Origin of the sequence: Streptomyces sp. NPDC003300 (genome assembly GCF_040610915.1) — a bacterium.
Taxonomy (GTDB): Bacteria; Actinomycetota; Actinomycetes; order Streptomycetales; family Streptomycetaceae; genus Actinacidiphila.
The window spans coordinates 83,298-107,834 of the sequence record NZ_JBEXNE010000021.1; the positions used below are offsets into that span (position 1 = coordinate 83,298).

31 protein-coding genes, 1 other RNA gene and 1 pseudogene are annotated in these 24,537 nt (G+C 70.7%); 7 read left to right on the forward strand and 26 right to left on the reverse strand.

Annotation, left to right across the window (positions count from 1 at the left end; all coding sequences use genetic code 11):
• Nucleotides 1–50: 50 nt before the first annotated feature.
• The 18 genes from ABZX65_RS27115 to ABZX65_RS27200 form a co-directional block, all read right to left on the reverse strand.
• On the reverse strand, nucleotides 51–905 hold the full coding sequence (locus ABZX65_RS27115; protein ID WP_355345256.1) for a hypothetical protein: 855 nt from the start codon (nucleotides 903–905) through the stop codon (nucleotides 51–53).
• On the reverse strand, nucleotides 898–1,779 hold the full coding sequence (locus tag ABZX65_RS27120) for a PD-(D/E)XK nuclease-like domain-containing protein (protein ID WP_355345259.1): 882 nt from the start codon (nucleotides 1,777–1,779) through the stop codon (nucleotides 898–900). The genes ABZX65_RS27115 and ABZX65_RS27120 overlap by 8 nt, the downstream gene beginning before the upstream one ends.
• A complete protein-coding gene (locus ABZX65_RS27125) occupies nucleotides 1,776–2,408 on the reverse strand; it encodes a hypothetical protein (protein ID WP_355345262.1) in 633 nt (210 codons plus the stop codon). The genes ABZX65_RS27120 and ABZX65_RS27125 overlap by 4 nt, the downstream gene beginning before the upstream one ends.
• A 120-nt stretch (nucleotides 2,409–2,528) precedes the next feature.
• Complete coding sequence (locus tag ABZX65_RS27130; protein WP_355345265.1) at nucleotides 2,529–3,146, reverse strand: vWA domain-containing protein; 618 nt, start codon at nucleotides 3,144–3,146, stop codon at nucleotides 2,529–2,531.
• Between the two features lie 94 nt (nucleotides 3,147–3,240).
• On the reverse strand, nucleotides 3,241–3,426 hold the full coding sequence (locus tag ABZX65_RS27135) for a hypothetical protein (protein WP_355345268.1): 186 nt from the start codon (nucleotides 3,424–3,426) through the stop codon (nucleotides 3,241–3,243).
• Complete coding sequence (locus tag ABZX65_RS27140) at nucleotides 3,423–3,995, reverse strand: hypothetical protein (RefSeq protein WP_355345271.1); 573 nt, start codon at nucleotides 3,993–3,995, stop codon at nucleotides 3,423–3,425. The genes ABZX65_RS27135 and ABZX65_RS27140 overlap by 4 nt, the downstream gene beginning before the upstream one ends.
• Nucleotides 3,992–4,300, reverse strand: a complete 309-nt coding sequence (locus ABZX65_RS27145; protein WP_355345274.1) for a hypothetical protein — start codon at nucleotides 4,298–4,300, stop codon at nucleotides 3,992–3,994. The genes ABZX65_RS27140 and ABZX65_RS27145 overlap by 4 nt, the downstream gene beginning before the upstream one ends.
• Nucleotides 4,297–4,560, reverse strand: coding sequence for a hypothetical protein (locus ABZX65_RS27150; protein WP_355345276.1), 264 nt, complete (start codon nucleotides 4,558–4,560; stop codon nucleotides 4,297–4,299). Before ABZX65_RS27150 ends, ABZX65_RS27145 begins: the two co-directional genes overlap by 4 nt.
• Nucleotides 4,557–4,946, reverse strand: a complete 390-nt coding sequence (locus tag ABZX65_RS27155; RefSeq protein ID WP_355345279.1) for a hypothetical protein — start codon at nucleotides 4,944–4,946, stop codon at nucleotides 4,557–4,559. Before ABZX65_RS27155 ends, ABZX65_RS27150 begins: the two co-directional genes overlap by 4 nt.
• Entirely contained in the window at nucleotides 4,946–5,353 is a 408-nt protein-coding gene (locus tag ABZX65_RS27160; RefSeq protein WP_355345281.1) for a hypothetical protein, read from the reverse strand. Before ABZX65_RS27160 ends, ABZX65_RS27155 begins: the two co-directional genes overlap by 1 nt.
• On the reverse strand, nucleotides 5,350–5,655 hold the full coding sequence (locus ABZX65_RS27165) for a hypothetical protein (protein ID WP_355345284.1): 306 nt from the start codon (nucleotides 5,653–5,655) through the stop codon (nucleotides 5,350–5,352). The genes ABZX65_RS27160 and ABZX65_RS27165 overlap by 4 nt, the downstream gene beginning before the upstream one ends.
• Nucleotides 5,652–5,921: a hypothetical protein gene (locus tag ABZX65_RS27170; RefSeq protein WP_355345287.1), complete on the reverse strand. Its 270-nt coding sequence runs from the start codon at nucleotides 5,919–5,921 to the stop codon at nucleotides 5,652–5,654. The genes ABZX65_RS27165 and ABZX65_RS27170 overlap by 4 nt, the downstream gene beginning before the upstream one ends.
• Entirely contained in the window at nucleotides 5,921–6,271 is a 351-nt protein-coding gene (locus tag ABZX65_RS27175; protein ID WP_355345290.1) for a hypothetical protein, read from the reverse strand. Before ABZX65_RS27175 ends, ABZX65_RS27170 begins: the two co-directional genes overlap by 1 nt.
• The gene (locus ABZX65_RS27180) at nucleotides 6,268–6,768 is read right to left on the reverse strand and encodes a hypothetical protein (protein ID WP_355345293.1); all 501 of its coding nucleotides are present in this window, start codon (nucleotides 6,766–6,768) and stop codon (nucleotides 6,268–6,270) included. The genes ABZX65_RS27175 and ABZX65_RS27180 overlap by 4 nt, the downstream gene beginning before the upstream one ends.
• Nucleotides 6,765–7,106 carry a hypothetical protein gene (locus ABZX65_RS27185; protein WP_355345296.1) on the reverse strand — a complete coding sequence of 114 codons (342 nt, stop codon included), beginning with the start codon at nucleotides 7,104–7,106 and terminating at the stop codon, nucleotides 6,765–6,767. The genes ABZX65_RS27180 and ABZX65_RS27185 overlap by 4 nt, the downstream gene beginning before the upstream one ends.
• The gene (locus tag ABZX65_RS27190) at nucleotides 7,103–7,291 is read right to left on the reverse strand and encodes a hypothetical protein (protein WP_355345299.1); all 189 of its coding nucleotides are present in this window, start codon (nucleotides 7,289–7,291) and stop codon (nucleotides 7,103–7,105) included. Before ABZX65_RS27190 ends, ABZX65_RS27185 begins: the two co-directional genes overlap by 4 nt.
• A 67-nt stretch (nucleotides 7,292–7,358) precedes the next feature.
• A complete protein-coding gene (locus ABZX65_RS27195) occupies nucleotides 7,359–8,189 on the reverse strand; it encodes a phage antirepressor N-terminal domain-containing protein (RefSeq protein WP_355345302.1) in 831 nt (276 codons plus the stop codon).
• Between the two features lie 83 nt (nucleotides 8,190–8,272).
• Nucleotides 8,273–8,614, reverse strand: a complete 342-nt coding sequence (locus tag ABZX65_RS27200) for a hypothetical protein (protein ID WP_355345305.1) — start codon at nucleotides 8,612–8,614, stop codon at nucleotides 8,273–8,275.
• A gap of 532 nt (nucleotides 8,615–9,146) precedes the next feature.
• Here ABZX65_RS27200 and ABZX65_RS27205 point away from each other — a divergent pair.
• From ABZX65_RS27205 to ABZX65_RS27215, 3 genes are all read left to right on the forward strand, one after another.
• Nucleotides 9,147–9,593, forward strand: a complete 447-nt coding sequence (locus ABZX65_RS27205; RefSeq protein ID WP_355345308.1) for a hypothetical protein — start codon at nucleotides 9,147–9,149, stop codon at nucleotides 9,591–9,593.
• Nucleotides 9,594–9,786: 193 nt separating this feature from the next.
• On the forward strand, nucleotides 9,787–10,068 hold the full coding sequence (locus ABZX65_RS27210; protein WP_355345311.1) for a hypothetical protein: 282 nt from the start codon (nucleotides 9,787–9,789) through the stop codon (nucleotides 10,066–10,068).
• Nucleotides 10,016–11,350 (forward strand): site-specific integrase, encoded by a 1,335-nt coding sequence (locus ABZX65_RS27215; RefSeq protein ID WP_355345314.1) that lies wholly within the window; start codon nucleotides 10,016–10,018, stop codon nucleotides 11,348–11,350. The genes ABZX65_RS27210 and ABZX65_RS27215 overlap by 53 nt, the downstream gene beginning before the upstream one ends.
• Before the next feature lie 95 nt (nucleotides 11,351–11,445).
• Here ABZX65_RS27215 and rnpB read toward each other — a convergent pair.
• An RNA gene (gene rnpB / locus ABZX65_RS27220) (RNase P RNA component class A) lies at nucleotides 11,446–11,851 on the reverse strand.
• A gap of 253 nt (nucleotides 11,852–12,104) precedes the next feature.
• Between rnpB and yaaA the strand changes: the two genes are divergently transcribed.
• Both yaaA and eda read left to right on the forward strand, forming a co-directional pair.
• On the forward strand, nucleotides 12,105–12,890 hold the full coding sequence (gene yaaA / locus ABZX65_RS27225; protein WP_355345317.1) for a peroxide stress protein YaaA: 786 nt from the start codon (nucleotides 12,105–12,107) through the stop codon (nucleotides 12,888–12,890).
• Between the two features lie 93 nt (nucleotides 12,891–12,983).
• Nucleotides 12,984–13,601: a bifunctional 4-hydroxy-2-oxoglutarate aldolase/2-dehydro-3-deoxy-phosphogluconate aldolase gene (gene eda / locus ABZX65_RS27230; protein WP_355345320.1), complete on the forward strand. Its 618-nt coding sequence runs from the start codon at nucleotides 12,984–12,986 to the stop codon at nucleotides 13,599–13,601.
• Between the two features lie 61 nt (nucleotides 13,602–13,662).
• Here the strand turns inward: eda and ABZX65_RS27235 are convergent.
• The 3 genes and pseudogenes from ABZX65_RS27235 to ABZX65_RS27245 form a co-directional block, all read right to left on the reverse strand.
• A pseudogene (locus ABZX65_RS27235) lies at nucleotides 13,663–14,358 on the reverse strand (histidine phosphatase family protein); the annotation flags it as partial.
• Nucleotides 14,359–14,378: 20 nt separating this feature from the next.
• Nucleotides 14,379–15,122, reverse strand: a complete 744-nt coding sequence (locus tag ABZX65_RS27240; protein ID WP_355345447.1) for a C4-type zinc ribbon domain-containing protein — start codon at nucleotides 15,120–15,122, stop codon at nucleotides 14,379–14,381.
• A complete protein-coding gene (locus ABZX65_RS27245) occupies nucleotides 15,119–16,042 on the reverse strand; it encodes a Nif3-like dinuclear metal center hexameric protein (RefSeq protein ID WP_355345323.1) in 924 nt (307 codons plus the stop codon). Before ABZX65_RS27245 ends, ABZX65_RS27240 begins: the two co-directional genes overlap by 4 nt.
• A 381-nt stretch (nucleotides 16,043–16,423) precedes the next feature.
• Between ABZX65_RS27245 and ABZX65_RS27250 the strand changes: the two genes are divergently transcribed.
• Nucleotides 16,424–17,776, forward strand: coding sequence for a hypothetical protein (locus ABZX65_RS27250; protein ID WP_355345450.1), 1,353 nt, complete (start codon nucleotides 16,424–16,426; stop codon nucleotides 17,774–17,776).
• Nucleotides 17,777–18,632: 856 nt separating this feature from the next.
• Here ABZX65_RS27250 and ABZX65_RS27255 read toward each other — a convergent pair.
• Entirely contained in the window at nucleotides 18,633–19,286 is a 654-nt protein-coding gene (locus ABZX65_RS27255; RefSeq protein ID WP_355345326.1) for a TetR family transcriptional regulator, read from the reverse strand.
• 157 nt (nucleotides 19,287–19,443) lie between these two features.
• On the opposite strand from ABZX65_RS27255, the gene ABZX65_RS27260 reads away from it, so the two are divergent.
• Nucleotides 19,444–20,913 (forward strand): MFS transporter, encoded by a 1,470-nt coding sequence (locus ABZX65_RS27260; RefSeq protein ID WP_355345329.1) that lies wholly within the window; start codon nucleotides 19,444–19,446, stop codon nucleotides 20,911–20,913.
• A 417-nt stretch (nucleotides 20,914–21,330) separates the two neighbouring features.
• Here the strand turns inward: ABZX65_RS27260 and ABZX65_RS27265 are convergent, their stop codons facing one another.
• From ABZX65_RS27265 to ABZX65_RS27275, 3 genes are all read right to left on the reverse strand, one after another.
• The gene (locus tag ABZX65_RS27265; RefSeq protein ID WP_355345332.1) at nucleotides 21,331–22,284 is read right to left on the reverse strand and encodes a 3-oxoacyl-ACP reductase; all 954 of its coding nucleotides are present in this window, start codon (nucleotides 22,282–22,284) and stop codon (nucleotides 21,331–21,333) included.
• A complete protein-coding gene (locus ABZX65_RS27270) occupies nucleotides 22,284–23,369 on the reverse strand; it encodes a Zn-dependent alcohol dehydrogenase (protein WP_355345335.1) in 1,086 nt (361 codons plus the stop codon). Before ABZX65_RS27270 ends, ABZX65_RS27265 begins: the two co-directional genes overlap by 1 nt.
• Before the next feature lie 120 nt (nucleotides 23,370–23,489).
• Nucleotides 23,490–24,365 (reverse strand): MaoC/PaaZ C-terminal domain-containing protein, encoded by an 876-nt coding sequence (locus ABZX65_RS27275; RefSeq protein WP_355345338.1) that lies wholly within the window; start codon nucleotides 24,363–24,365, stop codon nucleotides 23,490–23,492.
• Nucleotides 24,366–24,537 lie beyond the last annotated feature (172 nt).

Below are 24,537 nucleotides of genomic sequence, written 5' to 3' on the forward strand. Positions count from 1 at the left end.
CGGCGGCCCCGCCTGTTATGGGCGGGCGGGGCGGCCGTGCTGGTGGGGGGTTAGGCGGCGTCGTTGCGCCAGCGGGTGACGAGGTCGCGGATGGCCTGCGCGGGGGCGTCATTGAGGGGCATGCCGAGGGCGGCGTAGGCGTCCTGCTCGATGTCGGGGGCGTCCATCTCGGCGCCGAACGCCCGCAGTTCGGCGACCGCCGCGGCGTGCTCGGCGTCGTCCGCCGCGGGGTCGACCACATCCGGCTGAGCGACCGGCTGAGACGCCGGGGTCGGGGCGGCGGTGAGCTGGGTGACGGACAGCGGTGCGGCCCGGACCTGCTCGACAGTGACCTCTGTCGTCCCCGACAGCTCCTCCGCCGCGTAGGGCATGCCATGCAGGACGTCCGAGGCGATCAGGCGGCACAGCTCACCCGTCGCGCGGGCCACGAGCATGGTCTGCGGCTGCTTCTTCCACTCGTTCTTGCCGAGCAGACCGAGTTTCCCGGCCCGCTGGATCGTCCAGGTGACGGTCTGCCAGTTCTCGGCCCCCTTCCGGCGGCCCTGCATGATGCAGTGCTGCTCGTCGGACTCGACCAGCTCGATCTCGTGGCCGTGAGACTGCACAAGGCCGCGCATCGCGTTCGCCCGAAGGGCCGGGGTGCCCTGGATGATGTCGACGGACTTCAGGGCCGCCATCGGCTTCAGGCCCAGTTCGTTCCCGGCGAGGATCACCGCGGTAACCTCCAGGGGCTTGCCGCGGAGGGCGCCGGCGAACGGGGTCTTGGCGATGGACTCTGCGATGGCGTTGACGACGCGGGCTTCTTCGGCCCACTTCACGAGGGCGCTTTGGGTGGTGATCTGCTGCTGCGGTGCCGCGGCCGGGGTGGCGACGGTGTTGTCATGGCGGATATCGAGTTCAGACATTGAGGTACTCATCGGCCTCTCGTTGGGCCGCCCAGGCGGGCAGGCTGATGTAAGGGATGGAGTCGGTGGGGCCGGTCCAGTCGGGCCAGATGCCGGACTTGGTGCACTCGGCGTAGGTGCGGAGTGCGCGGGCGTTCTTGGCGCGGCCGATGGCCCGGTCGGCGTCGGACAGCTCCCGCACCGTGATCAGGTACGGGGCCGTCTTGGACTGGAACACGAACAGGAACCGGGCAGGCTTGCCGAGGACGGCCTGGATGCCGTCCAGGTAGAAGGCGTCCTGCTGGTGGTAGCCGCGGTCCGCAATGGCCTTCGACACGGACTCCGGATCGGCCTTCGCTGCCGTCTTGTAGTCGACGCACAGGGTCAGGTCGGGGTACTGCTTGAGCCAGTCCGGGCGGGCCCGGCAGGACACCCCGGTCTGCGGGTCGGTCCAGTACAGGGACTGCTCGGCGAGACCGCTTCCCGGCGTGAACAACGGGCCAGCGACCGGGTGCTGGCGGATTGCCTCGGCCATCGCCTGGACCATGTCGTGGTCCTTGGTGAGCAGCGGCACCTTGCCTTCGGCGTAGGCGTCGTCGCGCAGGTTTTGGGCGTCCTTCTTCTTCCAGTCCGGGAAGTCGATGACGGCCAGCTCGGGACCTTCGCCGAGGACGAACTTGTGGGCGGCGTGTCCGAGATCGAATTCCTTCTTCGGTGCCTGCGGGTGTTCCCGGTCGTAGGCGAACTGGGCGGGGCAGCCGGGGGCGAGCAGTGCGCGGAGTCCGGATGAGGAGATCGACGTCTTGTCCGCGTGGTATGCCTCGGCGGACAGGCCGTCCACGATCCTCGGCGGGTCGAGACTGATCTGCTCGGGCGCGTCGATGGTGGCGGTCACGCGGCACCGCCGGTGACTGCGTCCCAGACGTCGCGGGCCCACCGGGCGTCGCCCAGTGCGGTGTGCGCTACGTCGTCGGCGGGGCGCTTGACGTCGATGGCTTCAGAGACGTCATAGGACTTGAACGGCACGGCCGGGTAGTCGTCGGCGAAGTAGTCGCGGTCTCCCCCTGCCTTCATCGTGAGCGCGCCGTACAGGAACCCGGCGGCGAGGGTGGCGACGCACACGGGCCGGTAGTGCCAGGGCTGCTGCTCGCCGCGGAGGTCGAGGAGTTTGCGAAGGTGCCGGTCGTCGAACGCAGCATTGGAGCCGATGAGGACGGCACCGCGGAGGATCTCTGTGACCTCTGTGATGGCGTCGGCGCGGGTCATCGGGTCGATGTCGCCGCCCGTGATGTACGCCGCCGTGCAGCCGTCGGGTACGGCGAACCGTTCGTGGTAGCGGCCGACTTGCAGGGCCTCGCCGTGGATGTCGGCGTCGAGGGTGCGGGGCGCGAACTGCCAGACGTGCTCGTTCTCGGTGCCGCCCAGGTCGCGGAGGATGACGGCGAGTTCCCAGATCTCGCCGATCTCGGCGGACAGGTGTGTGGTCTCCGTGTCGACGAAGGCCAGGGGTGCGGTGGTGCTCACGTGTCCTGCTTTCTGTGTGGTTCCGGTGCCGCCGCCCGGTCTTGGGGAGGTCGCGGGTGGCGGCACCGGGCGGTCGTGCGAGCGGGGGGAGGCTCCAGCACGACCGGTCTGGGGTGGTGGTCAGGCCGTGGCGTCGCGTTCGGCGTCGGTGAAGGCGTAGAGGCCGGAGGCGGTGCCACGCGAGACCATGCGGCCCGCAGCGGTCATCGACGCCCTGGTGTTGGAGCTGACGTAGCTGAGCGTCGAGTCACGGTCGATGCCCAGCGAGCCACCCGCCTCGAAGGCGTCCTGGTCGGCGCCGAGGAATACGAACTTCCAGCCGTAGTTGTCCTGCTGGCGGGTGACCGACGCCTTGACGGACTGGCCGGTGAACTCGCGGGATGCGTTCTCCTGGCCATCGGTGAGGATCACGACGACGACCTCACCGGGACGGTCCGCCTCGGGCTGTGCGACAAGCTGTTCGCCCACGGCGTTGACGGTGCGGCCGACCGCGTCGAACAGGGCGGTCGCGCCACGCGGCACCAGTCGGTAGGCGGGGACGTCAGTGAGGGTCTTGTTCTCGTACACGGCCTCGTACTGGTCGTCGAACTGGTAGAGGCTGACGGTCGTCTCGCCGGGCGCGTCGGCCTGCGCTTCGAGGAACGCGGCGAGGCCGCCCTCGGTGTCGGTCTTGACCTTCTGCATGGATCCTGATCGGTCCAGGACGATGGCGATGTGGCGGCGGTCAGCGTTGGTCATCGGGTTTCTCCAGGTGAGGGCGTGCGGCGTATACGAGGTGGTGGTCCTGGGGCTGGTCGGGGTGACACGACCAGCCCCAGGCGTGCGGGGTGGGTTACAGCGGGGGCTGGCAGGCGCAGGCGTCCTGGAGGCCCAGGTCGCCGAGGTAGCAGCCGGGGATGTGGCGGCTGATCGGGTCGAGGCCCGCCGCCCAGTCGGTGGCGTAGAACTCTGGGCCGTCGATCGTGAGGACCGCCGGGTCCGGGATGGTCGGGTTGTACAGCAGGCCGTCGACAGTCACAGGGCGCCTCCGGCTGCGGCTTCCGCGAGGGTGCTGACCCGGAACTGCTGGGTGGTCTCCCCGTCCGGCTCCGGGTCGCGCGGGTACCCGAGGTCGGTGAGGGTCCGCTCGTACAGCGGCGCGACCGGCTCCGGCATCGTCGTGTCGCGGTGCATCGGCGCCACGTCGATGGAGCCCAGGTTCTGGATTTCGGACCGCAGCTTGCGGTTCTCCGCCGTGAGTCGGTCGTTCTCCTTGACAGCCTCGGTGAACTGCTTCTCCCATACGCTCTGATCGACGTGGTCGGCTGCCGCCTGGGCAAGCTGGGCGTTCAGCTCCTGGATGATGAGGCGCTGGCCCTTGATCAGTTCGTCGGCACCAGCGAGTTGGAGCACCTTCTGCGTCAGCTCGTGTTCCAGTGCCCCGATGTCTGTGGCCTCCGCCCGCTTCAGAAGCAGTTGCAGGCGCTCGATCTCGGCTGCGGTTTGGAGGCGGCTGCCGTCGGCGCTGGGCTGGAGGTGACGCCGGAGCCAAGCGCGGAGGCCGTGTCCCGCGTTGTCCGTTGCCGCGCGTTGGGCGATTGTGGTCATGACGCCTCCTTGTGGGGCGTGGGCAGCGGCAGGTTGGCGGGGCGCTGGTGCCGGGTGGGTTGTGTGCCGGTGCGGGTAGCCCATTCGTCGGCGGTTTCGCCGTATCCGGCGGCTTGGGTGGCGACGAAGTCCGGGTCGGCCTCGCCCGCAAGGAGGGCGAGTTCGGCGCGTTCGCCGGCGTGGACGGGGCAGCGGCAGTCCATGGCGGGCTGGTCGCAGGCCGGGCACGGGGTTCCGGCGGCCCACAGGCAGGCGACCGCCACGGCCACGACGATCACGGCGAGGACCACCAGCAGAGCAATCACCGGGGATCACCCGGTACGCCCTCGGGTGCGAAGTCGAACAGGATTCCGGCTACGTCCTCGACGTAGAGGAACTTCTTGCCGTTCTCCAGCCGCCACGTCCGCGTCATCCCGATCGCGTGGAGCTTCGCCTCCAGCTCCGCGATGCGGCACCAGGGGCAGGCGTGGTCGTGCTCCGAGTCGACCGCCCAGTCCGCGTGCGTACCGGCCCGGCAGGTCTGCGGGGTCATGTCCGCGAGCAACGGCTCGCTCAAGCTGCTCATGCGGCGGCCTCCTCGGTCGCGGCGGGGATGGTCCAGGAGCAGACAGCCCACGGGGTGTCGAGGGCACCGGGGCACAGGCGCTGTACGACGGGGAAGTGCTCGTGGCCGTTGCGGAGGTGACGGACGACAGTGCCGTCCAGGCGCAGGGCGCGCTCCTCCAGGCAGTGCCAGCACCAGCCACGCGGCCGGGGCGGCAGCGGCACGGTCGGGTACGTCAGGTTCAGCGGGTGAACCACGGCGGCCCGCTTCTTGCCCGCCGGGAGGACCCGCACGTACTGGCGGTGGCCGCCCATGACCACGGCAGGCTGACCCTGGTACGTGACCGTCAGACCGGTGAAAGCGGGCACGTTGTAGTTGCGGCGCACCCACTTCAAGCTGCGGCTCATCACGCACCCGCCGTCTCGGTGGCGTAGCCCATGAGCTGCCCGAATACGGCGACCTTCGGGGCCCCGTACTCCGGGTACGGCGCGGCATCCATGGCGGCGATCACGTCGTCGCGGCCCATCAGCCACGCGAACTCACGCAGCTTGATCACGGACCGCTCGGCGGAGATGCCCCGCTCTGCGGCGATCTTGCCGAGGGCGAGGAGGTGGTACTTGCGGGCCGCCTCACCGACCTTCGCCGGGTCGCTGGCGACCTTCGCCCATTCCTCGGCGGTCACTCCGTCATTGAGGAGCGGCAGCACTGTCTCGTAGTCGCAGTAGTTCAGGAGAACTTCCTGCGCCCAGCCGAACAGGTCGTCGGCGGCCTGAGCCCGAGCGAAGATCTCAGCGGAAGTACGGGTAACGGTCATGAGTGGTCGCCCTCCTCGGGCGTCGTGGAGGGGGCGGGCTTGGCGATCTGCCGCAGGTGTGCGGCAACGCGACGGACCGCGATGTGAGCGGCGGTCTCCGAGTCGGTCAACCCGCCGTGGTGGTACGCCGCCGCGTCATCCGCGTCGTTCTGGAACTCCTCAGCAAGGTCCGCAGCCTCGGCCAGCACCTCGGCGCGGACCTGCCCGTAGAGCCATTCCACCCGGTCAGTGGTCTTCTGGGGCGGGGTCCAGGAGTCGGCCAGGAGGTTGGCGTACTTCCGGAGTTCGTCACGGGCGCTCATGCGGTCACCCGCCGGCCCAGTTGGTTGCGCTTCCAGAACGGGTCCGCGCACTCCGTCGGCAGACCGGCGGCAGCGTTCGCCGCAGCCAGCCCCTCCAGGAACCCGGCAGCCGACGACGCGTGACCGTCCACCAGCAGCGACCGCAGGAACCGGGCCGAATCCACATCCAGTTCGGCCGCATGCAAACCCGCATTGAACGCCAGGAGGAACGCCTCCGGGTTGTCTGCCGTGAGGCTCCGGGCCCCGGCAATCTTCAGTGCGTCCATCAGGCGGCCCTCCCGAACTGCGGGCGGAACCGGGCATGCACGCCGTCGATACGGAGCAGGTAGTCGGCGGTCTGAGCCGCAGTCCACGCCGAGTCGTCCAGGCCGTACACCTCGTGCAGCGCCGCATCCACTGCGGCCAACTGCGCCTGCTCCGCGTCCTCCGCCGTCACCTCAGCCAGCGGCCCGAACCACATGGCGACCGTGCGGGCCGTCCAGGGGAACGACGGACCCGTGCCGCGGTCGTCCGCGTTCCGCGGTTCGTCGCACGCCAGCAGCAGTTCACCCGACGAGGCATCCGTGCCGTACCCGCGCCAGACCTCACCGTCGCGGTCCATGAAGAGACTGGTCACCGGGGATCACCCGCCTCGGCGGTTGCGCTGATCGCACCCGCGATAGCGGAAGCGAGGTCACCAACCCACTCGGCGTACTCGCTGCGGGGGTCGACGTCGTCCAGGCCGTAGTTGCTGAAGTCGAAGTCGCGGACCGTGGCACGGATAGCGGCCGTCGGATCGGCGGCATCCGCCACCGCCTCCAACTCGGCGATCCGGCCCTTGGCCTCCGCGATGCGGGTACGGGCGATCCGCTGCACGTCGTGGAGCAGCGACCGCAGCCGCTCGACCTCTGCCAGCAGCTCCGGCACGTCCCGGCGGGCGGCGGCGGCGAACTGGGCGTTCTCGCGCACCGGGTAGGAGTCGCCACCGAACGCGGCCACGAGAGTCGGGCCGTCCCCATGGATCTCGAAGTGGTGCGGGTCGTCCTCGACAGGGACGACGTGCCAGCCATCCTCAGCGGCCACAGCGCGAGCCGCGATCTCGGCGAGCCGCTCCGGGCTCATCGGGGCGCTCACGCTTCATCACCCGCCTCGGGTGCCGGAACGATCGTCATGCCCTTGCGCTCAGCCCACGTCCGGGCGTTCCGCTCGGCGGTCAGCTCGCAGTGCGCATCGAAGTCGGCGTATCCGTAGGCCAGGAACGTGATCGGGCCGAACAGCATCGGAGCCTCACTGTTGCCGTCGGCGTCATACGACACCTCCAGGCCATGCGCGGCAGCGAACTCCTCCACCGCAGCGTTCGTACTGAGTGACAGCAGAAAGCGCTGCCCGTGCGGCTCCCGCACGTCCTCATTCGCTTCCAGGAAGTCCGCGAACTCCCGCAGGGCCGCGATGTACTCCTCGCGCGCGCTCACAGCGTCACCACCACGGTCTCGGCCGGGTAGCCGGGCGCGAGATGCGCGAACAGGCCGTCCAGCGGGTCCAGGTCGTGACGGTCCGGATCATCCAGCGGCAACGACAACCGCAGACGGTCCACCAACGTCGTCACCTCAGCCACCGGCACATCCAGGCGGGCCGTCGACGTCAGGTCAGCAGTCATCGCACACCACCCGAAGGCGCGGCGGACGGGAACCAGTTCGCGGACAACGAGGGGAACCAGTTTGCGCTCATGCCGCACCGCCAAGCTCACCCTGAGCCGGGCCGGTCGGGAACTGGTCGGCGTAGTAGCGGTCCCACGTCTCCTCGAACAACCCCAAGTGACGGGCCGTCCACGCGTAGGTCTCACGCACACTGCCATTCGGCAGATCCGACTGACGCTTCCCCGGCCTCTCGCCGTGCTCCGCCTCATACAAGGCGGCAGCACGTCGGCCGAACCACGACTGCACCGACTCGACCTGCCGCCGGTTGAGACCCTTCCCATTCAGGAAGTCCGGCACATACATCGGAATGTCCAGCGGGTCCAGCTCAGGCTCCTCGCCCAAAACGCGGGCGGCCAGCATGCGGCCCTTCGTCTCCAGCCAGTCCGAGTCAACAACCCCCGTGAGGATCGCCAGCACCTCGGCCTGCTGCTTCGCGCGGGAGATCAGCGAGTCGAGCTGTTCCTCGGACGCCCGCGGGTTGATCGCCCCGCCCTGCGTCCAGTACGACTCGATGGCGTCGGCCGTCTCGTTCTGGAACGCGACCAGCGTCGGGCGGACCTCGTCCTTCACGCGGTTCTCGTTGACGTTCGCGAGGAGCATCAGGAACGTGCGGACAGGAACCGTGATGTGCGAGCGAACCTGGTCGTCGCCGGGCACCTGCATTGCCGTCTGGGCAACGGAGGCCCAGGAACGAGTCTGGAGCTTGCGGTACTGGGCGGCGTAGCTCAAGCCCAGGTCTTCGATCGCGGGCTTCAGCACGATGTGCGGAGCACCGTCGACCAGCGTGGTGTGGATCGAACCCGCAGACAGGTCGAGCTGTACGACCTCGCGCGGTTCGGCTGATGGGACCATGGTCATGGTCCACCTCTCTCTTCAAGGGTCAGTGGTGGATCGAGGGCCGTTGCCGGGGACCGGGAAGAAACCGGCGGCGGCCCGGGGGGCTAAGCGGCGTTGGCGTCCGCGTCGTCGTGGCGTGCACGGCGCTGACGGCCTACGCGCGGCTCCGGCGGGCGAGCGTCGTGCGCGGCGGTTTCGTCCGCCGCATCCCCGTCGCTCTCTCCGAGTCCGGCAAGCCAGGCGTCGACCACGGACTCTCGGGCCATGACGCGCTTGCCGTGGCGGAACGTCTTCGGTCCCTTTTTGGCCAACCGCCACTTCTTGTAGGTGCTGACGCTGATGCCGAGGCGGGAAGCGACGCCCGGGGTGACGTTTCCGTCCTCGTCTTCGTAGTCCTCGATGAACACGAAGCCCGGCGGGGGCTTCTGCGTCTGGGTGACGGGCACTGGGTTCTCCTTCACGTGGGGGGTACTGATCGGTAGCCGCTTTGGTTCACTTGGGAGACGCAGGGGGCGCGAAAAGGACCAGCACAGCGACACCAACGGCCTCCGCGATGCGGTGTGCGGTTTCCATGTCACATGTCTCCTGGGTGCCGTCGAGGAGCCTGCCGATCAGCGAGTGATGGCAGTCAACGGCCGTAGCGATGGTGCGCGTACTGTGCGGGACCCCCCGCCCAGGGTGCTCCATGAGCTTGCGGAGCATCTCTCGGTCGCGGAGTTCGTATCGGACTCTCAAGCGGTTCTCCATCGGAACGTTTCGGCTCTCGATGTGAGTATCGAATCACACTAGAACCGTCGCGTCTACAGATTCGACCGACCAGATCTGCTGTATCCCTGGCGACACCGGATCGCTACCATCGACCCGTAGACGAATCGTCTTTACAGCGAAACGGTTGTACGCCCTGACCTGCTATTTGTAGAGTCGCGGCGAATCACATGAGAGACGGTCGGTGTGGATGAGACGCGAAAGGACGGCGGCATGGAGGCCCCAGCCCCCAACCTCAACCGCAACACGCCCCCCAGCGCCCTACCGGAGGACGTCAGGTCTATGGACCGCGACCCCCTGAGCCGCCTCGTCCGGGAGGTCAACGACTCCGGCGTGAGCTTCCAGAAGATGGCGGACCAGTCCCAGGAAGCCGCCGAGCCCCTGTCGAAGCCCTACTTCCAGAAGCTCGCAGCCAACAACGTGACGACCCCGCCGACCGAAGCACGTCTGCGCGCCATCGCCGCCGGCCTTGCAAAACCCCTCAGACTCGTTCAGCGCGCCGCGGCCGAGCAGTACATGGACTACCGCACCACGGAACTCGCGGGTTACGACGAGGAGACACGCATCATCGTCGCCCACCTGGCCGGGATGGATCCTGCCGCCCGCCGCAGATGGCGCCGCATGATCGAGGCTTCGGAGCGGGAACCGGACGACGAGTAGCAGCCGGCCGCCCACGACGCGCGTGACCGTCTGGCAGATGATCTGATTAAGTGTCACGAATGGCTCTACATCCGACCGTTGTGCGACCATTGCGGAGGCAGTAAGTTGCCTCATCCGCACAAGTTCTTCACGACGTCGGCCAGCCTTGACCCAGCCGCCCCGGCGTCTCAGAAGTGAAGTTGGGGGGTTGCGCATGCTGTCCATCCGGTACGTAATCGACGACCTTGACCCAGAGATGCCCGTCGAGGTGGCCGAGCGCCGCGGCGACGTGGTCTACCGTCTGGCCCGCGGGCTCTTCGTCCCCGAGGGTGTCGCCGCCCTCAACTCGGCCACCGCAGCCATGCTGGCCGGCGGCCAGTGGTTCCAGTTGTGGCGAGGCGACATCATCTCGATGAACTCGCCCGAGAGCGAGGGAGGCCGCCGTGGCGGGGTACATCGAGGACAGGTGGTATCGCAAAGGTCCCGTCGACCCTAAGACGAAAAAGCCGACGCGGGAGAGGACAGACCGCTACGGCAAGGGGAAGCGCTGGCGGGTGGCCGGGATTCCTGGCGTGCGTGACCGCTCGTTCGAGAACCTTGAGGGCGAGCGCGGGGCGAAGAACTGGCTGAAGACTGCGGCTACGGATACGACCCGCGGTGCCTTCTACGATCCGCGTGACGGCTCCATGCTCCTGGACGAGTACGTGCGCGTTCACTGGTGGCCCCACCTCCGGCAGCCGCCGACGACTAAGCAGTCGATGGAGTCGCGGGTCTTCAAGCACATCCTTCCGCACGTCGGCCACCTGCCTCTGAACCGCATCGGGTTCGATGAGATCCGGGCGTGGCAGACGCGCGCCGAGCAGGACATCGATGTGGGCACCCTCGTGGTGGCGTGGCGGCACTTCTCCTCGATCATGCAGGCGGCACACAAGGCGAAGCGGATACCCGTCAACCCGTTCCGGGATCCGGACCTCAAAGCCCCGGCGGTGCCCAAGTCCAAGGCGAAGGCGTGGGAGCACGAGACGGTAGCCGCCGTCCGGCGCGAGGTCGCAGACCGGTACCAGGTGCTGATCGACCTCGCTGTTGCAGCCGGACTCCGGCAGGGCGAGGCGTTCGGGTTCGCCCCGGGCGACATCGAGGGTGAGGTCATCCACGTGACGCGGCAGATCATCGTCGTGCGCGGGAGGCTGGCGTTCGCGCCGCCGAAGGGCAACAAGGAGCGGGACGCACCGTGCCCCCCGGAACTGGCAGCCGCGGTGAAGGCGCACGCCGACAGGTTCCCGCCGGTGGAGGTGACGCTGCCCTGGGTGGACCCGGACCGGCCGAGCCTCGCCTGGGAGTCCCGTCCGAAGCGGACAGTACGTCTCCTTGTGACCACTTCCAGGACCACCGGGAAAAACGGCGGGGCGCTGAACCGGATGACGTTCGACGACAAGCAGTGGAAGCCTGCCCTCGTCCGCGCCGGGGTGCTGCCTGCACCGGCCTTCGAGATGGTGATGGGCAGGAGCGGGCGGGCGTGGAAGCGGATCGCGTGGGAGATGCCGCGGGAGGACGGCTTCCACGTGCTGCGGCATACGTTCGCTAGCGTGGTCCTGGCTGCGGGTGAGACAATCACTCAACTGGCCGCGTGGCTCGGGCACTCCGATCCGGCATTCACTCTCCGGACTTACGTGCACTTCATGCCGAAGTCCGGGCGGCGTGCCATCCAGGCTCTTGGCCGGTGGCTGTCGGGTGAGGCGGAGTCCGCCCCCGGCGAGGAAGCCGAAGCTGTGCCTTAGAAGGCTCAAGCCGTTCTTGTTCTCCCCAGATTCTCCCCAGGGCCCTACTGGATCTTTTCCAGTAGGGCCTTTTTGCTGGTCAGGACTAGGGGCGGCAGACGAGTCGAGCTGTACGCCGGGTTCTGTCGCCGGGCGGCCTCGCGGCCGGCCGGGAGACGGCCATCCATCTAGGGCCGGCGTTGCCACCGGCCTCGTGCGGTCTACCCGCGGACTCGGGCGGGCAGCCCTCGAACGTCCGCGCGGGTGCCGTATCGCTACGACGCCCTCTTGACCTTGCTCCGGGTGGGGTTTACCTAGCCGTCCAGGTCACCCTGGACGCTGGTGGTCTCTTACACCACCGTTTCACCCTTACCGGGGACCGAGATCCCCGGCGGTCTGTTTTCTGTGGCACTGTCCCGCGGGTCACCCCGGGTGGCCGTTAGCCACCACCCTGCCCTGTGGAGCCCGGACGTTCCTCGGGAAGCCCCCGAAAGGGCTCCACGCGGCCGTCCGCTCGGCTCGTCTGCCGTGTGGACCATGGTAGTGGCTGCGCGGGGGCGAAGAGCACCGCGGGGTCGGCGGCGAGCGTACGGCCGCCCGCCGGGGCGTCCGGCCGGGCGCGGCCGGACAGGTCCCGTGGGCGGCCCGCCCAGGTCCTACTCTGGTGCGGGCCCCCCGACCAGGCGCGGGCAGCCCGAGCGCGAGCCGTACGACCCCGCGCACCGTACGACCGCCTGGACCGTACGAACCGCAAGAACCGTATGAGGGAGATGCCGTGCTCGTCCTGTTGCCGCCGTCCGAGGGGAAGGCCACCGGAGGGACGGGGGCCGCGGTCGCGCTGGACTCGCTGTCGCTGCCGGGGCTGAACGAGGCGCGGGCGACGGTCCTCGACGAGCTGGTGGAGCTGTGCTCGGGCGACGAGGAGAAGGCGGCGGAGGTGCTGGGGCTCAGCCCCGGCCTGCGCGGCGAGGTCGCCAAGAACGCGGCGCTGCGGACGGCGCCCGCGATGCCCGCGGCGGAGCTGTACACCGGAGTGCTGTACGACGCGCTGGGCCTGGCGACGCTCGGACGGGCGGCGCGGCGCCGAGCCGAGGAGTCGCTGCTGGTGTTCTCCGGGCTGTGGGGCGCGGTACGGCTCGGCGACCGCATCCCCTCCTACCGCTGCTCGATGGGCGTGAAGCTGCCCGGCGTCGGCGGCCTGGCGGCGTACTGGCGGCGGCAGATGGCCGATGTCCTGCCGGCCGAGGCGGGCGACGGCCTGGTGCTCGACCTGCGCTCGTCGTCGTACGCGGGCGCCTGGAAGCCGGCCGGGGAGGTCGCCGGGCGTACGGCGACGGTCCGCGTGCTCCAGGTGACGGTGGTCGGCGGGGTCGAGAAGCGGACGGTCGTCAGCCACTTCAACAAGGCCACCAAGGGCCGTCTGGTCCGCGCCCTGCTGGAGTCCGGCGCCCGGCCGAAGGACCCCAAGGGCCTCGCGCGAACGCTGCGGAAGCTGGGTTTCACGGTGGAGGAGCAGCCGGGTACGGGACGGCTCGACGTCCTGGTGCGCGAGATCCACTGAGGCGCGCGGCGCGACGGTACGGAGCAAGACCCTCGTTGCACCCTGCGCAACGGCCGTTGCGCACGCTGGCGCCCGCCAGGCAGGATGACGGGCATGACTTCCGTGCTCGACCTCGCCCCCGTCATCCCTGTGGTCGTCCTGGAGGACGCGGCGGACGCCGTACCGCTGGCGCGGGCGCTGGTGGCGGGCGGGCTGCCCGCGATCGAGATCACGCTGCGGACGCCCGCCGCCCTGGACGCGATCCGGGCCGTCGCGGACGGCGTCCCCGGCGCGGTGGTCGGCGCGGGCACGGTGCTGACGCCGGAGTTGACGGACGCGGCCGTGGGCGCGGGGGCCCGTTTCCTGGTCAGCCCCGGCTGGACGGACCGCCTCCTCGACGCGATGCGCGGCGCGGGCGTGCCGTTCCTGCCGGGCGTCTCGACCGCCTCGGAAGCGCTCGGGCTGCTCGAACGCGGCGTCACCGACATGAAGTTCTTCCCCGCCGAGGCGGCGGGCGGCGTCGCGTACCTCCGCTCCCTGGCCTCACCGCTCCCCCGGGCCCGCTTCTGTCCGACGGGCGGCATCGACGCGGCCCGCGCGCCCGAGTACCTGGCGCTGCCGAACGTGGGGTGCGTCGGCGGTACGTGGATGGTTCCGGGCGACGCGGTGCGGTCCCGGCGGTGGGATCTCGTGGAGAGCCTGGCGCGCGAGGCGGCGACGCTGCGGGGCTGACGCCCTCAATAGCCGTACGGAGAAGGCCCGTACGGAGAAAGCCCGTACGGGAAAGGCCCGTTCACCGCAGGTGGGCCGTCTCGTTCAGCGACCGCAGCGACGCGTTGCCGTCCGCGTAGTACGCCACCTCCGAGAGCGACGCCGGGGCGAGGTACATGCGGAAGAGCGCTTCGGGCGGCGCGTCCAGGGCGAGGCGCGCGAGCGTCTTGATCGGGGTGACGTGGCTGACGAGCAGGACGGTACGGCCGCGGTGGGCGGTCAGCAGCGCGTCGCGGGCCGCGGCGACGCGGGCGGCGACGTCGGTGAAGCTCTCGCCGCCGGGCGGCGGGACGTCGGGTGAGCCGAGCCAGGCGGTGAGTTCGGCGGGCTGCCGGTCCCGTACCTCGGCGAAGGTGAGGCCGTCCCAGGCCCCGAAGTCCGTTTCGCGCAGGCCCTCTTCGAGGTGGACGTCCAGGCCGAGGCGGTCGGCGGCGATCCGGGCGGTCTCCCGGCAGCGGGCGAGCGGCGAGCTGACGACGGCCTCGATGCCGTGGCCTTCACTCAGTCGCCCCTCGGCGCGCACCGACTCCTCGGCGCGCACCGGCCCTTCGGCGCGTACGGCCAGCGCCGCCGCGGCCCGTTCGGCCTGGCGCCGCCCGGCGGCCGACAGCGACGGATCGCTTCCGCCGCTCCCGGAGAACCGCTTCTCCCCCGTCAGCGCGGTCTCACCGTGCCGCAGCAGGACGAAGGTGGTGGGCGCCGCCATGTCGGGCGCCGCACCCTCGTGAACCAACGCCACTACAGGCCGGACTCGGCCGTACGCACCAAAATCCGGCGGCAGTTCTCGCACCGTACGACGGTGTTGGCGGGCGCGGCCCTGACCTCGTTCAGCTCGGTGATGTTGAGTTCGAGGCGGCAGCCCTCGCAGCGCTTCTGGTAGAGCCGCGCCGCGCCGACGCCGCCCTGCTGCCCGCGGAGCTTGTCGTACAGCTTGATCAGGTCGTCGGGCACGGTCCCGGCGATGACCTCGCGCTCCTTGGCCGCCGTGAAGCCCTCCGCGTCGATGCTCTCGATGGCGGCGGACTTGCGGGCCTCGGCCTCGGCGACCTTGGCCTGGACGGACTCGACGCGCGCGGCCAGTTCGGTGGCGCGCTCCTGGGCGCCCTCGCGGCGCTCCATGACGTCCAGCACGACGTCCTCCAGGTCGCCCTGCCGCTTGGCGAGCGAGGTGATCTCGCGCTGGAGGTTCTCCAGGTCCTTCGGCGAGGTGACCGCGCCGGAGTCCAGACGCTGCTGGTCGCGGGCGGAACGCTGGCGTACCTGGTCGACGTCCTGCTCGGCCTTGGTCTGCTCGCGCGCGGTGTCGCTCTCCTCGGTCTGCGCGGCGACCAGCAGGTCACGGAGCTGCGCGAGGTCGGCGCCGAGCCGCTCCAGCTCGGCGTGCTCGGGCAGGGTCTTGCGCTTGTGGTCGAGTTGCGCGATACGCGAATCGAGGGCCTGGACTTCGAGAAGTCGGATCTGGTCGGCGGGCTCGGCGTTCAGCGGGGGGCTCCTGTGCGGCTGGAAGGGCGGGAAGTGGATTGCGGGAGTTCCCGGCCGCCCCGGAATTCCGGGGTGTCCGAGCGCTCCGGGGCGACAGCGTGCGCTGTCCACGGGTCGGTGACCGCGTACGAGACATGGGTGCGCAGCGCCCAGCCGTGCCGGTCGGAGATCTCGTCGAGCTGCGCGGCGGCCTGCTCGCACCACGGCCACTCGGTGGCCCAGTGCGCGGCGTCGACCAGCGCGGGCGGGCCGGACTCGCGCGCCTCGGAGACCGGGTGGTGGCGCAGGTCGGCGGTGACGTACGCGTCGACGCCCGCCGCGCGGACCTCGGCGAAGAGACTGTCGCCCGAGCCGCCGCAGACCGCGACCGTACGGACCGTGGCCTGCGGGTCGCCGGCGATCCGCAGCCCGGTGGCGGTACGCGGCAGCCCTCGCGCCGCCCGCTGCGCGAATTCGGCCAGCGTCAGCGGTGCGGCGGTCTCGCCGATCCGGCCGAGGCCGCGGCGGCCCGCGGGGTCGGTGGGGTCGGGTACGAGCGGGCCGGTGATCCGCAGGCCGAGCGCGGCGGCCAGGGCGTCCGAGACGCCGGGGTCGGCGCGGTCGGCGTTGGTGTGCGCGACGTGCAGCGCGACCCCGTTCCTGATCAGGTCGTGGACGGCGCGGCCCTTGAAACCGGCCGGGCCGGTCGGCGCCACCGTCGTCGTACCGCGCAGATAGAGCGGGTGGTGCGTGACCAGCAGGTCCGCGCCGATCCGTACCGCCTCGTCGACGACTTCCCGCACCGGGTCGACGGCGAACAGCACGCGTCCGACCTCGGCCTCGGGCTCGCCGCAGACCAGGCCGACGGCGTCCCACGCCTCGGCCAGCTCCGGGGGCCAGAGGGCGTCGAGCGCGGCGATGACGTCGGACAGTGTGGGCACGGTAGGAAGGTTACCTGGCCGCCCGTGTCCGCCGGATGCCGTACGCCGTGACCGCGGGCGCCGGGGGGTGCCACGACGGGTGCGCGGGCCGGTCCGTCAACCGTGCGGCACCCGTTCGGCACCCGTTCGGCACCCGTTCGGCACCCGTTCGGCACCCGTGAGTCAAGGGCGCGCGGGGCGCATCCGAGGTCCGCGGGGAGCGCGACCGCTCGCCGGGCGGAGCACATCTGCCCCTTCGCGCGGAGCAGAACGGGAAAACCCGCACTCTTACGTGTGAACCGCACCGAGTCGCGTTGATCGTCCGGAAAAAGGAAAACTACGGTCCTGTGCCGGAGGTGGGTGAGTCATATGAGCGCCAGTACAGATGCCAGTGCCCGTGCCATGGAGATCCCCCCGGCCGTCCGCGTACTGCGCCGGTCGGGCTTCACGATCGCCGCGGACGGGTCGTACGCGGCCTGCCTCGCCGAGGCTCGCGTACCCGCGCCGGAGGGGGACGGGGACGTGGACGAGTACGGCGGGGGCGGCGTCAGCGGCTGGTTCCCCGAGCGGTGGACGCTCGGGCCCGAGCCGTACGCGGTGCCGCTGCCCGGCGCCCAGCCGGAGGAGGCCGGGACACAGGTCGTACCGCTGCCCGACGGCCGCGTCCTGATCCGGCGACGGGTCGCCGACCGCCACGACCTGGCGCTGCTGTATCCGGCGGGGGCCGGTACCGGGGAGGTGCCGATCGGGTCGCTCGGCGGGGATGCAGTAACGCTTCTTCCCCCGTGCCCCTTGGGTGGGGCGGCTTTCGCGCTCGTGTACGAGGGGGGTTCCGGCGAGAGGGGTTCCGGCGAGAGGGGCTCCGCTGGTGGGGGCTCTGGCGAGGGGGGTTCCGGGGAGGGGGACTCTGCTGAGGGGGACGGGGTCACGACCGTCTGGCAGGTGTACGGCGCCGGGAAGGACGGGCCCGTCGCCGTCATGCGCGTGCCCGGCCGCTGCACCGGCGGCGTCTGGCTCGACCGTACGGGGCGGCTGCTCGCCGTCGACCGTACGCTCGCCGGCCGCACCAAGGCCGTCGCCGTCGACCTGCGACTCGGCGAGGCCAGCCCGCTCCTCCAGATCACCGAGGACAGCGACGACCGGCTCGTCCTCGCGGAACCCGACAGCGGGCTGCTGCTCCTGCGCAGCGACGCCACCGGGGAGGCGCGGCTCGGCTGGGGCGTCCTCGGCAGCCGTCGGCCGGTACGTTTCCCCGACGCGCTCCAGGTGCCGGGCATCCTGCTCACGCCGGTCGCCGCGCAACCGGGGCAGATCCTGATGCCCGAGGCGGCGGTGGTCGCGCTCCGCGCGGAGGCGCCGGGCGGGGCGGAGTCGCTGGCGCTGTGGCGGCCGGGTGAGCGGCGGCTGCACTGGCGGGCGTCCCCTCCGGGGTGGCTGGGGGCGACGGGGTACTGGGGGGCCGACGATTTGCTGCGGCTGCCGTGTTCGGTGCCGGAGTGGCCTTGCGGGGTGGCGCCGTACGAGGCGCCACGGGTGCGGCCTGCGGCCGGGGCTTCGGGGTCTCGGCGTGGGCGGGGTGCGGTGCCCGCCGCTCTGCCCGGGCCTGGTTCTTCCGCCGGCCTCGGCTCTTCCGGTGGCCTCGGTTCCTCCGCCGGCCTCGGCTCTTCCGGTGCGGCTCTGCCCGCGCCGACGCGGCTGCCCTGGCGGGTGCTGCCGCTTCAGCAGGCGCCGCTGGCTGCCGCCAAGGCGGGGTGACCCCCATGACCGTGACGTCGACCCCGCCAGTAGACTCACCCGAAGCCGCGCATCCGGGCACTCCGCGTGACCACCGCGGGGCGGCTTCGCCGCAGTCCGGGTCGAGTTTGTTCGCGCGCTTTCGGCGTAGGCCGGTTCGTTGTTCCACGGGGATTTCGGGGAGATTCAAGAAGATGACGTCCGACGCGCGTTCCTCTCACGACCACGGGGGGTCCGGGGACAGCTCGGGGCGCCACCGGGGGCCTGCTTCTTCCTCTGAGGAGGGGGAGGCTCAGCCTCAGGGGAAGCATCGGCGTCCTTCGGACGATTAGCGGGTTTTTCTTTGCCCGCCCGCCCACCCGTGCGGGTGTTTTTTCGTCTGCGGGTGCCGCTTGTGCCTGGTCGGTGCCGGTCCGGGGTACCTCCTCGAAATCCGTCTCACCTGGTCCTGGGGATTCGGTGCCGTTCCTGTCGACGTATTTCTGCGGGGGCACCCCGGCCCGTCCCCTCCGGGTACGTCGGCGTCCGCCTGTCCGGTGGGGGTTGCCGGGAGGGGGGTGGGTGGGCTGGGGTACGGGGGCGGCCGACGGTCCGCTGCGGTACCGGGGCGGGGGTGGGTGGGCTCCGGTACGTCGGCGTCCGCCTGTCCGGTGGGGGTTGCCGGGGAGGGGGTGGGTGGGCTCCGGTACGTCGGCGGCCTGCTGTCCGGTGGGGGTGCCGGGAGGGGGGTGGGCTCCGGTCCGCCTGTCCGCCGTCGACCCGCCCGCGTAGGCGGGAGGGGGGCTCGGGTGCGTCGGCGGCCGGGGGTGGGGGCGCCGCAGGCTTATGGGAGCCCCGTCCTCGGCGCGCGGGGGCGGGGCCGACTCAGGTCGCCGACTCAGGCTTTGGCTTTGGCTTGGAGGCGGAGGCCGGTCAGGGTGAGGTCTAGGGCGGCGCGGAATTGGTCGATATCGTCGTGGCCGTCGAATTCGTCGACGATTTCGTGGACGAAGGGGAAGTCGGCGGGGTCGAGTTCGCGCCAGGTCTTGGCGAAGCGGCCGAGGAATTCGTCGCGGTTGACGGCGCCGTTGAGGACTTCCGGCGGAGGTTCCTGGCCGAGGTCGACGGCGGAGCCGACGACGACGCCGACGATCGCGGAGACGGCGTGGAAGCGCTGCCGGGCCGTGAGGTCGAGGCGGAGGGTCTGTTCGCCGAGCTTCTCGTAGACGAGCAGGGAGTTGGCCTGCACGTCGGTGTTGCGCATGAAGTAGGCGCCGAGCCAGGGCCGGCGGACGATCGCGTCGAAGAGGCGCAGGGCCATGGCGCGAAGGTCGTCGATCGGGTCGTCGCTCCGCGGAAGGGCCTCGACGTCGGCGAGGATCGCGCCCATCGCGTGATCGGTGGCGCGGTCGAGTAGTTCGTCCTTGCTCTCGACGTACCAGTAGATGCTGGCGACGCCGCCGCCGAGGCGCTGCGCGAGGGCGCGGAAGGTCAGGCCGGGCGCCCCGGCCTCGTCCAGGAGGGCCACGGCCTCCGTGAGGACGGACTCCATCGAGTGAGAAGCCCGTCGGCGTCCCTGGGTCGAGCGGTCTTGCAGGCGTGCCATGGCTCACATCCCCATCGCGATCTTGCGTCGTATCGAACGTTGTTCTATCGTAGCGGATCGTACGTTGTTCGATAACCGAATGACGTTCGATTGGAGGACTGCCATGACCACTCCCACGCTTGAGAAAACGTCACACACCTACCCGTCCCTGAGCGCGGCGTGGATTCCGCTGGCCGCCCTCTGCCTGGCCTTCTTCGTCGAGATGGTCGACAACACGCTGCTGTCGATCGCGCTGCCGACGATCGGCCGCGACCTCGGCAGCGGGACGACCGCGCTTCAGTGGGTCACCGGGGCGTACTCGTTGACCTTCGGCGGCCTGCTGCTCACGGCGGGGTCGATGGCCGACCGGCTCGGGCGCCGCCGGGTGCTGCTGGTCGGACTCGCCGTGTTCGGCTCGCTGAGCCTGTGCGTCGTCCTCGTCACCACGGCGGGCCAACTCATCGCCCTGCGGGCCGCGCTCGGCGTCGCCGCCGCGGCGATGGCGCCGATCACGAACTCACTGGTCTTCCGGCTGTTCGACGACAAGGCCCTGCGCATGCGCGCGATGACGGTGATGATCGTCGTCGGCATGTCCGGCTTCGTCCTCGGACCGCTGCTCGGCGGCACCGCGCTGGCGCATGTGCGCTGGGAATGGCTGCTGGTCGTCAACGCCCCCATCGCCGTCATCGCGTGCGTCGGCGTCCGGCTCGGCGTCCCGGCCGACCGGCCGGAGGACCTGACCCACGACAAGCTCGACCTGCCGGGCGCCGTCCTGAGCGTCGCCGCCATCGGGCTCGCCTGCTACTCCCTGACCAGCGGTGTCGAGCACAGCTGGCTCTCCGCGATCACTCTCGCGTCGATCGCGGGCGCCGTCGTGGCCGCGATCGCCTTCGTCCGCCACGAGCGCGGCACCCCGGCGCCCATGCTGGACCTCAGCCTCTTCTCCAACGGCACTGTCCGCGGCGCCGCCATCGCCCAGATCGGCACGTCCATCGCAATGGCCAGCGTGATGTTCGGGCTGATCCTCCACTTCCAGTACGCCTACGGCTGGAGCCCGGTACGCGCCGGACTCGCCAACCTGCCGATCATCGTGACCATGCTCGCCGCGACCCCCTTGTCCGAATGGCTCGCCCGCCGCTTCGGCCACCGCATCGCCTGCCTCGTCGGCGCTGCCTGCCTGGCCGGCGCCCTCGCCGGTCTCTCCTGGGGCGTCGACCACGGCTACGCCGCCATCGCCGTCTGCATGGTGATCATGACCATCGGACTGCGCACCGTCATGACGATCTGCGCCGTCGCCCTCGTCGACGCCATGCCCAGCAACCGCACCTCCATCGGCGCCGCCCTCAACGACACCGCCCAAGAAGTCGGCTCCAGCGTCGGCACCGCCATGGTCGGCACCCTCATCGCCGCCCTCGTCACCACCCAACTCCCGCCCGGCACCTGGAGCAGCGACCTCGTCGCCTCCTTCTTCCACGGCGAACGCGTCACCTACGCCCTCCTCTCCCTCCTCGTCGGCCTCATCGCCGCCGGCGGCGCCCTCACCCTCACCAACTCCCACACCCTCGAAGACCCCCCCACCGATTCCCCCGCCTGACCCCCCCCAGTCCCCCAGCCCCCTACCGGTAGCAACCGGCGGCAACCAGCACCACAGCGGCCCGTCGAACGCCGACGCACCCGAGCCGACCCCCCACCCACCCCACCGGCGGCCGGACGCCGACGACCTCACCCCCACCCACCCCCGCCCCGGCACCACAGTGGACCGTCGGCCGCCCCCGCACCTCAGCCCACCCACCCCCCTCCGCAACCCCCACCGGACAGGCGGACGCCGACGTACCCGGAGGGGACGGGCCGGGGTGCCCCCGCAGAAATACGTCAACAGGAACGGCACCGAATCCCCAGGACCAGGTGAGACGGATTTCGAGGAGGTACCCCGGACCGGCACCGACCAGGCACAAGCGGCACCCGCAGACGAAAAAACACCCGCACGGGTGGGCGGGCGGGCAAAGAAAAACTACGAGCGGCGCAGCCCCAACACCTCAACGGCAGCGAAAGACCCCCGCTCCCCCCCTTCGAAATACGGCGTCAACACCCCATCAAGCTCCCCATACGAAAACACCGACTTCGCCGTCTCGAACCGCGCCGCCACCACCGGCCGTTGCAGAACGGCCACCATCCCCCCGTGCACAACGAAAACCTGCCCGGACACCCCCGCGGCAGCGGGCCCGGCAAGGTACCCGACCAGCGGAGCGACATGCTCGGGGGCCAGCGGATCGAGCCCCCCGGGCTCGGCAGAGCCGAACACATCAAGAGTCATCCGCGTCCGCGCCCGCGGACAAATGGCGTTGGCGGTGACCCCGTACCGCCGAAGCGCCTCCGCCGTGGACGTCGTGAGCCCGACGATGCCCCCCTTGGCGGCGGCGTAATTCGGCTGTCCGGCCGACCCGGCGAGAAACGCCTCGGACGCGGTGTTGACGATGCGCCCGAAGACCGGAGCCCCGGAGGACTTGGCGCGCGAGCGCCAATGCGCGGCGGCGAACCGAATGGTGTTGAAGTGGCCTTTGAGGTGCACCCGGATGACGGAGTCCCACTCGTCCTCGGTCATGGAGAAGACCATGCGGTCGCGGAGAATCCCGGCGTTGTTGACGAGGATGTCGAGCTGCCCGTTGTGCTCGACGGCCAACTGGACGAGTTCCGACGCCTGTTCGTGGTCGGCGACATCGCCGTGGTGGGCGACGGCGCTGCCGCCGGCGGCGGCGATCTCGGCGACGACCTCCTGCGCCGGGGTGGCGGAGGAGGCGCCGGAGCCGTCACGGCCGGGCTGGCCGAAGTCGTTGACGACGACGTGCGCCCCGAGCCGGGCGAGTTCGAGCGCTTCGGCGCGCCCGAGTCCGCGCCCGGCCCCGGTGACGACGGCGGTCCGTCCGGCGAGCGGGAGTTCACCGTTCGGCATTGGCTGATCCCCCATCAGATCGTGATGCTCGTACGCAGCGCGACGCCCGTCCGCATCTGGTCGATCGCCTCGTTGATGTCCTCAAGTCGCACGCGGTGCGTGATCAGCCCTTCGAGGTCGATGCGCCCGGCGCGCCAGAGCCGGATGACGCGGTCGTAGGAGCGCAGGACGTCGCCGCCGCCGTAGAGGGACGGCAGGATGCGCTTCTCGTCGAAGAACAGCTCGAACATGTTGATCTGGAGGTTGTCGTCCATGGCGCCCGCGCCGACGATGCACAGGGTGCCGCCGCGCCGGGTGGCGTCGTACGCGGCGCGCGCGGTCGCGGACTTGCCGACCACCTCGAAGACGTAGTCGAAGCCCTCGCCCGCGGTGAGCCGGTTCTTGGCGTCGGCGAGGCCGTCGGGGTCGACGGACTCGGTGGCGCCGAAGCGGACGGCGGCCTCGCGGCGGGACTCGACCGGGTCGACGGCGACGATCTCGGCGGCGCCCGAGGCCCGCGCGCCCTGGATGACGCTGATCCCGACGCCGCCGCAGCCGATCACGGCGACCGACGAACCCGCCTCCACCTGGGCGGTGTTGAGGGCGGCGCCGATGCCGGTGGTGACCCCGCAGCCGATCAGCGCGGCGATCTCGTACGGCACATCGTCGGGGATCGGCACCGCGCACCTGGCGTCGACCACGACCTCCTCGGCGAAGGTGCCGGTCCCGGCGAAACCGAAGACGTCGGGTGAAGCGGCGCCGGGGCGGCGGTAGTTGGCGGTGCCCGCGTTGAGGAATCCGGCGATGCACAGCTCGGTCTGGCCGCGCTTGCAGGACGCGCACTCGCCGCACGCGGGCAGCCAGCAGACCAGGACGCGGTCGCCCGCCGTGACGGACGTGACGCCCTCGCCGACCTCGGCGACCTCGCCCGCGCCCTCGTGGCCCGGCACGAAGGGCGCGGGCTGCGGCAGGACGCCGCTCATCGCGGACAGGTCGGAGTGGCACAGTCCGGTGGCCTTGACGCGGATACGTACCTTGCCGGGCCCGAAGCCCGCGGTCTCGATGTCGTCGACGACTTCGAGCTTGTCCTGGCCGGTCTCCTGCTGGATGGCTGCGCGCACGGTACGGCTCCCCTCGGATGGTGCGAAGACGGTGGTCGCTACGGAGGCCCGGCCGACGACCGGGCCGAAAGCTGCTGAGCCGAGAGCCGCCGGGCGCGCGGCCCGGTGTGCCCCACGGGCTCAGGTGTGCTCGATGACGGTGTCCGCCAGGACCGGCGCCTCGTCCCGCTCCACGGCCGACACCGCGGCCACGATCCGGCCGGAACCCGCGCCGCCGCCGTCCCCGTCCGCCCACATCCGTACCCGCAGCGTCTCGCCGGGGTAGACGACGCCCGCGAAGCGCGTCGCGTACGAACGAATCCGGGCGACGTCGCCGCCGAGCAGCGTGTCGGTGACGGCCTTGAGCGTGGCGCCGTACGAGCACAGTCCGTGCAGGATCGGGCGGTCGAATCCGGCGGTGGCGGCGAATTCGGGGTCGGCGTGCAGCGGGTTCCAGTCGCCCGACAGCCGGTAGAGCAGCGCCTGGTCCTCGCGGACGGGTACGTCAACGGCCTTGTCGGGCACGCGGGTTGGCGGTTCCGGACGGCGGGAGGGACCGCGTTCGCCGCCGAAGCCGCCTTCGCCGCGGACGAAGATCTCGTTGTCGGAGGACCACAATGGCCCGTCGTCGTCGGCCACTTCGGAGCGCAGCACGATGACGGCGGCCTTGCCCTTGTCGTAGACGGCGGCGACCGATCCGGTCCGTACGGCACGGCCGCTCACCGGCAACGGCCGGTGGAGTACGAGGCGTTGGCCGCCGTGCAGGACGGCGGCGAGGTCCACGTCGATGCCGGGGCCGATCGAGCCGTCCACCGAACCGGGCCCGCCGCCCGCGACGGTGGCGAAACTCGGCAGGACGTGCAGCCGGCTCTCCAGCGTGTAGCGCAGTTCGTCCGCGTCGGTGGCCGGGCGCCCGGCGCCGATCCCCAGGTGGTAGAGGAGAACGTCCTTGTGGTTCCAGGCGATTTCGGTGCGGCGCGGCTCGGCCGCGAGGGCCTTGGCGACGTCGATGGGCATGGTCCCTCCGGGGCACTTCCGGTGGCGGCTACTTCCGGTGACGGGTACTTCCGGTGACGGGTACTTCCGGTGGCGGCTACTTCCGGTGACGGGTACTTCCGGGGCACTGGCTAGAACATGTTCTAGAGATGGCCCCTGTATAACGCAAAGCCCAGGAAGTGAGAAGAGCTGA

What these genes read in the sequence shown, in the direction of transcription:
- ABZX65_RS27195 (WP_355345302.1), bottom strand. Translation starts at nt 8,189, where the DNA reads ATGACCATGGTCCCATCAGCCGAACCGCGCGAGGTCGTACAGCTCGAC.
- ABZX65_RS27255 (WP_355345326.1), bottom strand. Translation starts at nt 19,286, where the DNA reads ATGGAGTCCGTCCTCACGGAGGCCGTGGCCCTCCTGGACGAGGCCGGG.
- eda (WP_355345320.1), top strand. Translation starts at nt 12,984, where the DNA reads ATGACTTCCGTGCTCGACCTCGCCCCCGTCATCCCTGTGGTCGTCCTG.
- ABZX65_RS27165 (WP_355345284.1), bottom strand. Translation starts at nt 5,655, where the DNA reads ATGAGCGCCCGTGACGAACTCCGGAAGTACGCCAACCTCCTGGCCGAC.
- ABZX65_RS27265 (WP_355345332.1), bottom strand. Translation starts at nt 22,284, where the DNA reads ATGGGGGATCAGCCAATGCCGAACGGTGAACTCCCGCTCGCCGGACGG.
- ABZX65_RS27250 (WP_355345450.1), top strand. Translation starts at nt 16,424, where the DNA reads ATGGAGATCCCCCCGGCCGTCCGCGTACTGCGCCGGTCGGGCTTCACG.
- ABZX65_RS27190 (WP_355345299.1), bottom strand. Translation starts at nt 7,291, where the DNA reads ATGACTGCTGACCTGACGTCGACGGCCCGCCTGGATGTGCCGGTGGCT.
- ABZX65_RS27160 (WP_355345281.1), bottom strand. Translation starts at nt 5,353, where the DNA reads ATGACCGTTACCCGTACTTCCGCTGAGATCTTCGCTCGGGCTCAGGCC.
- ABZX65_RS27210 (WP_355345311.1), top strand. Translation starts at nt 9,787, where the DNA reads ATGCTGTCCATCCGGTACGTAATCGACGACCTTGACCCAGAGATGCCC.
- ABZX65_RS27275 (WP_355345338.1), bottom strand. Translation starts at nt 24,365, where the DNA reads ATGCCCATCGACGTCGCCAAGGCCCTCGCGGCCGAGCCGCGCCGCACC.
- ABZX65_RS27115 (WP_355345256.1), bottom strand. Translation starts at nt 905, where the DNA reads ATGTCTGAACTCGATATCCGCCATGACAACACCGTCGCCACCCCGGCC.
- ABZX65_RS27155 (WP_355345279.1), bottom strand. Translation starts at nt 4,946, where the DNA reads ATGAGCCGCAGCTTGAAGTGGGTGCGCCGCAACTACAACGTGCCCGCT.
- ABZX65_RS27140 (WP_355345271.1), bottom strand. Translation starts at nt 3,995, where the DNA reads ATGACCACAATCGCCCAACGCGCGGCAACGGACAACGCGGGACACGGC.
- ABZX65_RS27260 (WP_355345329.1), top strand. Translation starts at nt 19,444, where the DNA reads ATGACCACTCCCACGCTTGAGAAAACGTCACACACCTACCCGTCCCTG.
- ABZX65_RS27150 (WP_355345276.1), bottom strand. Translation starts at nt 4,560, where the DNA reads ATGAGCAGCTTGAGCGAGCCGTTGCTCGCGGACATGACCCCGCAGACC.
- ABZX65_RS27170 (WP_355345287.1), bottom strand. Translation starts at nt 5,921, where the DNA reads ATGGACGCACTGAAGATTGCCGGGGCCCGGAGCCTCACGGCAGACAAC.
- ABZX65_RS27130 (WP_355345265.1), bottom strand. Translation starts at nt 3,146, where the DNA reads ATGACCAACGCTGACCGCCGCCACATCGCCATCGTCCTGGACCGATCA.
- ABZX65_RS27205 (WP_355345308.1), top strand. Translation starts at nt 9,147, where the DNA reads ATGGAGGCCCCAGCCCCCAACCTCAACCGCAACACGCCCCCCAGCGCC.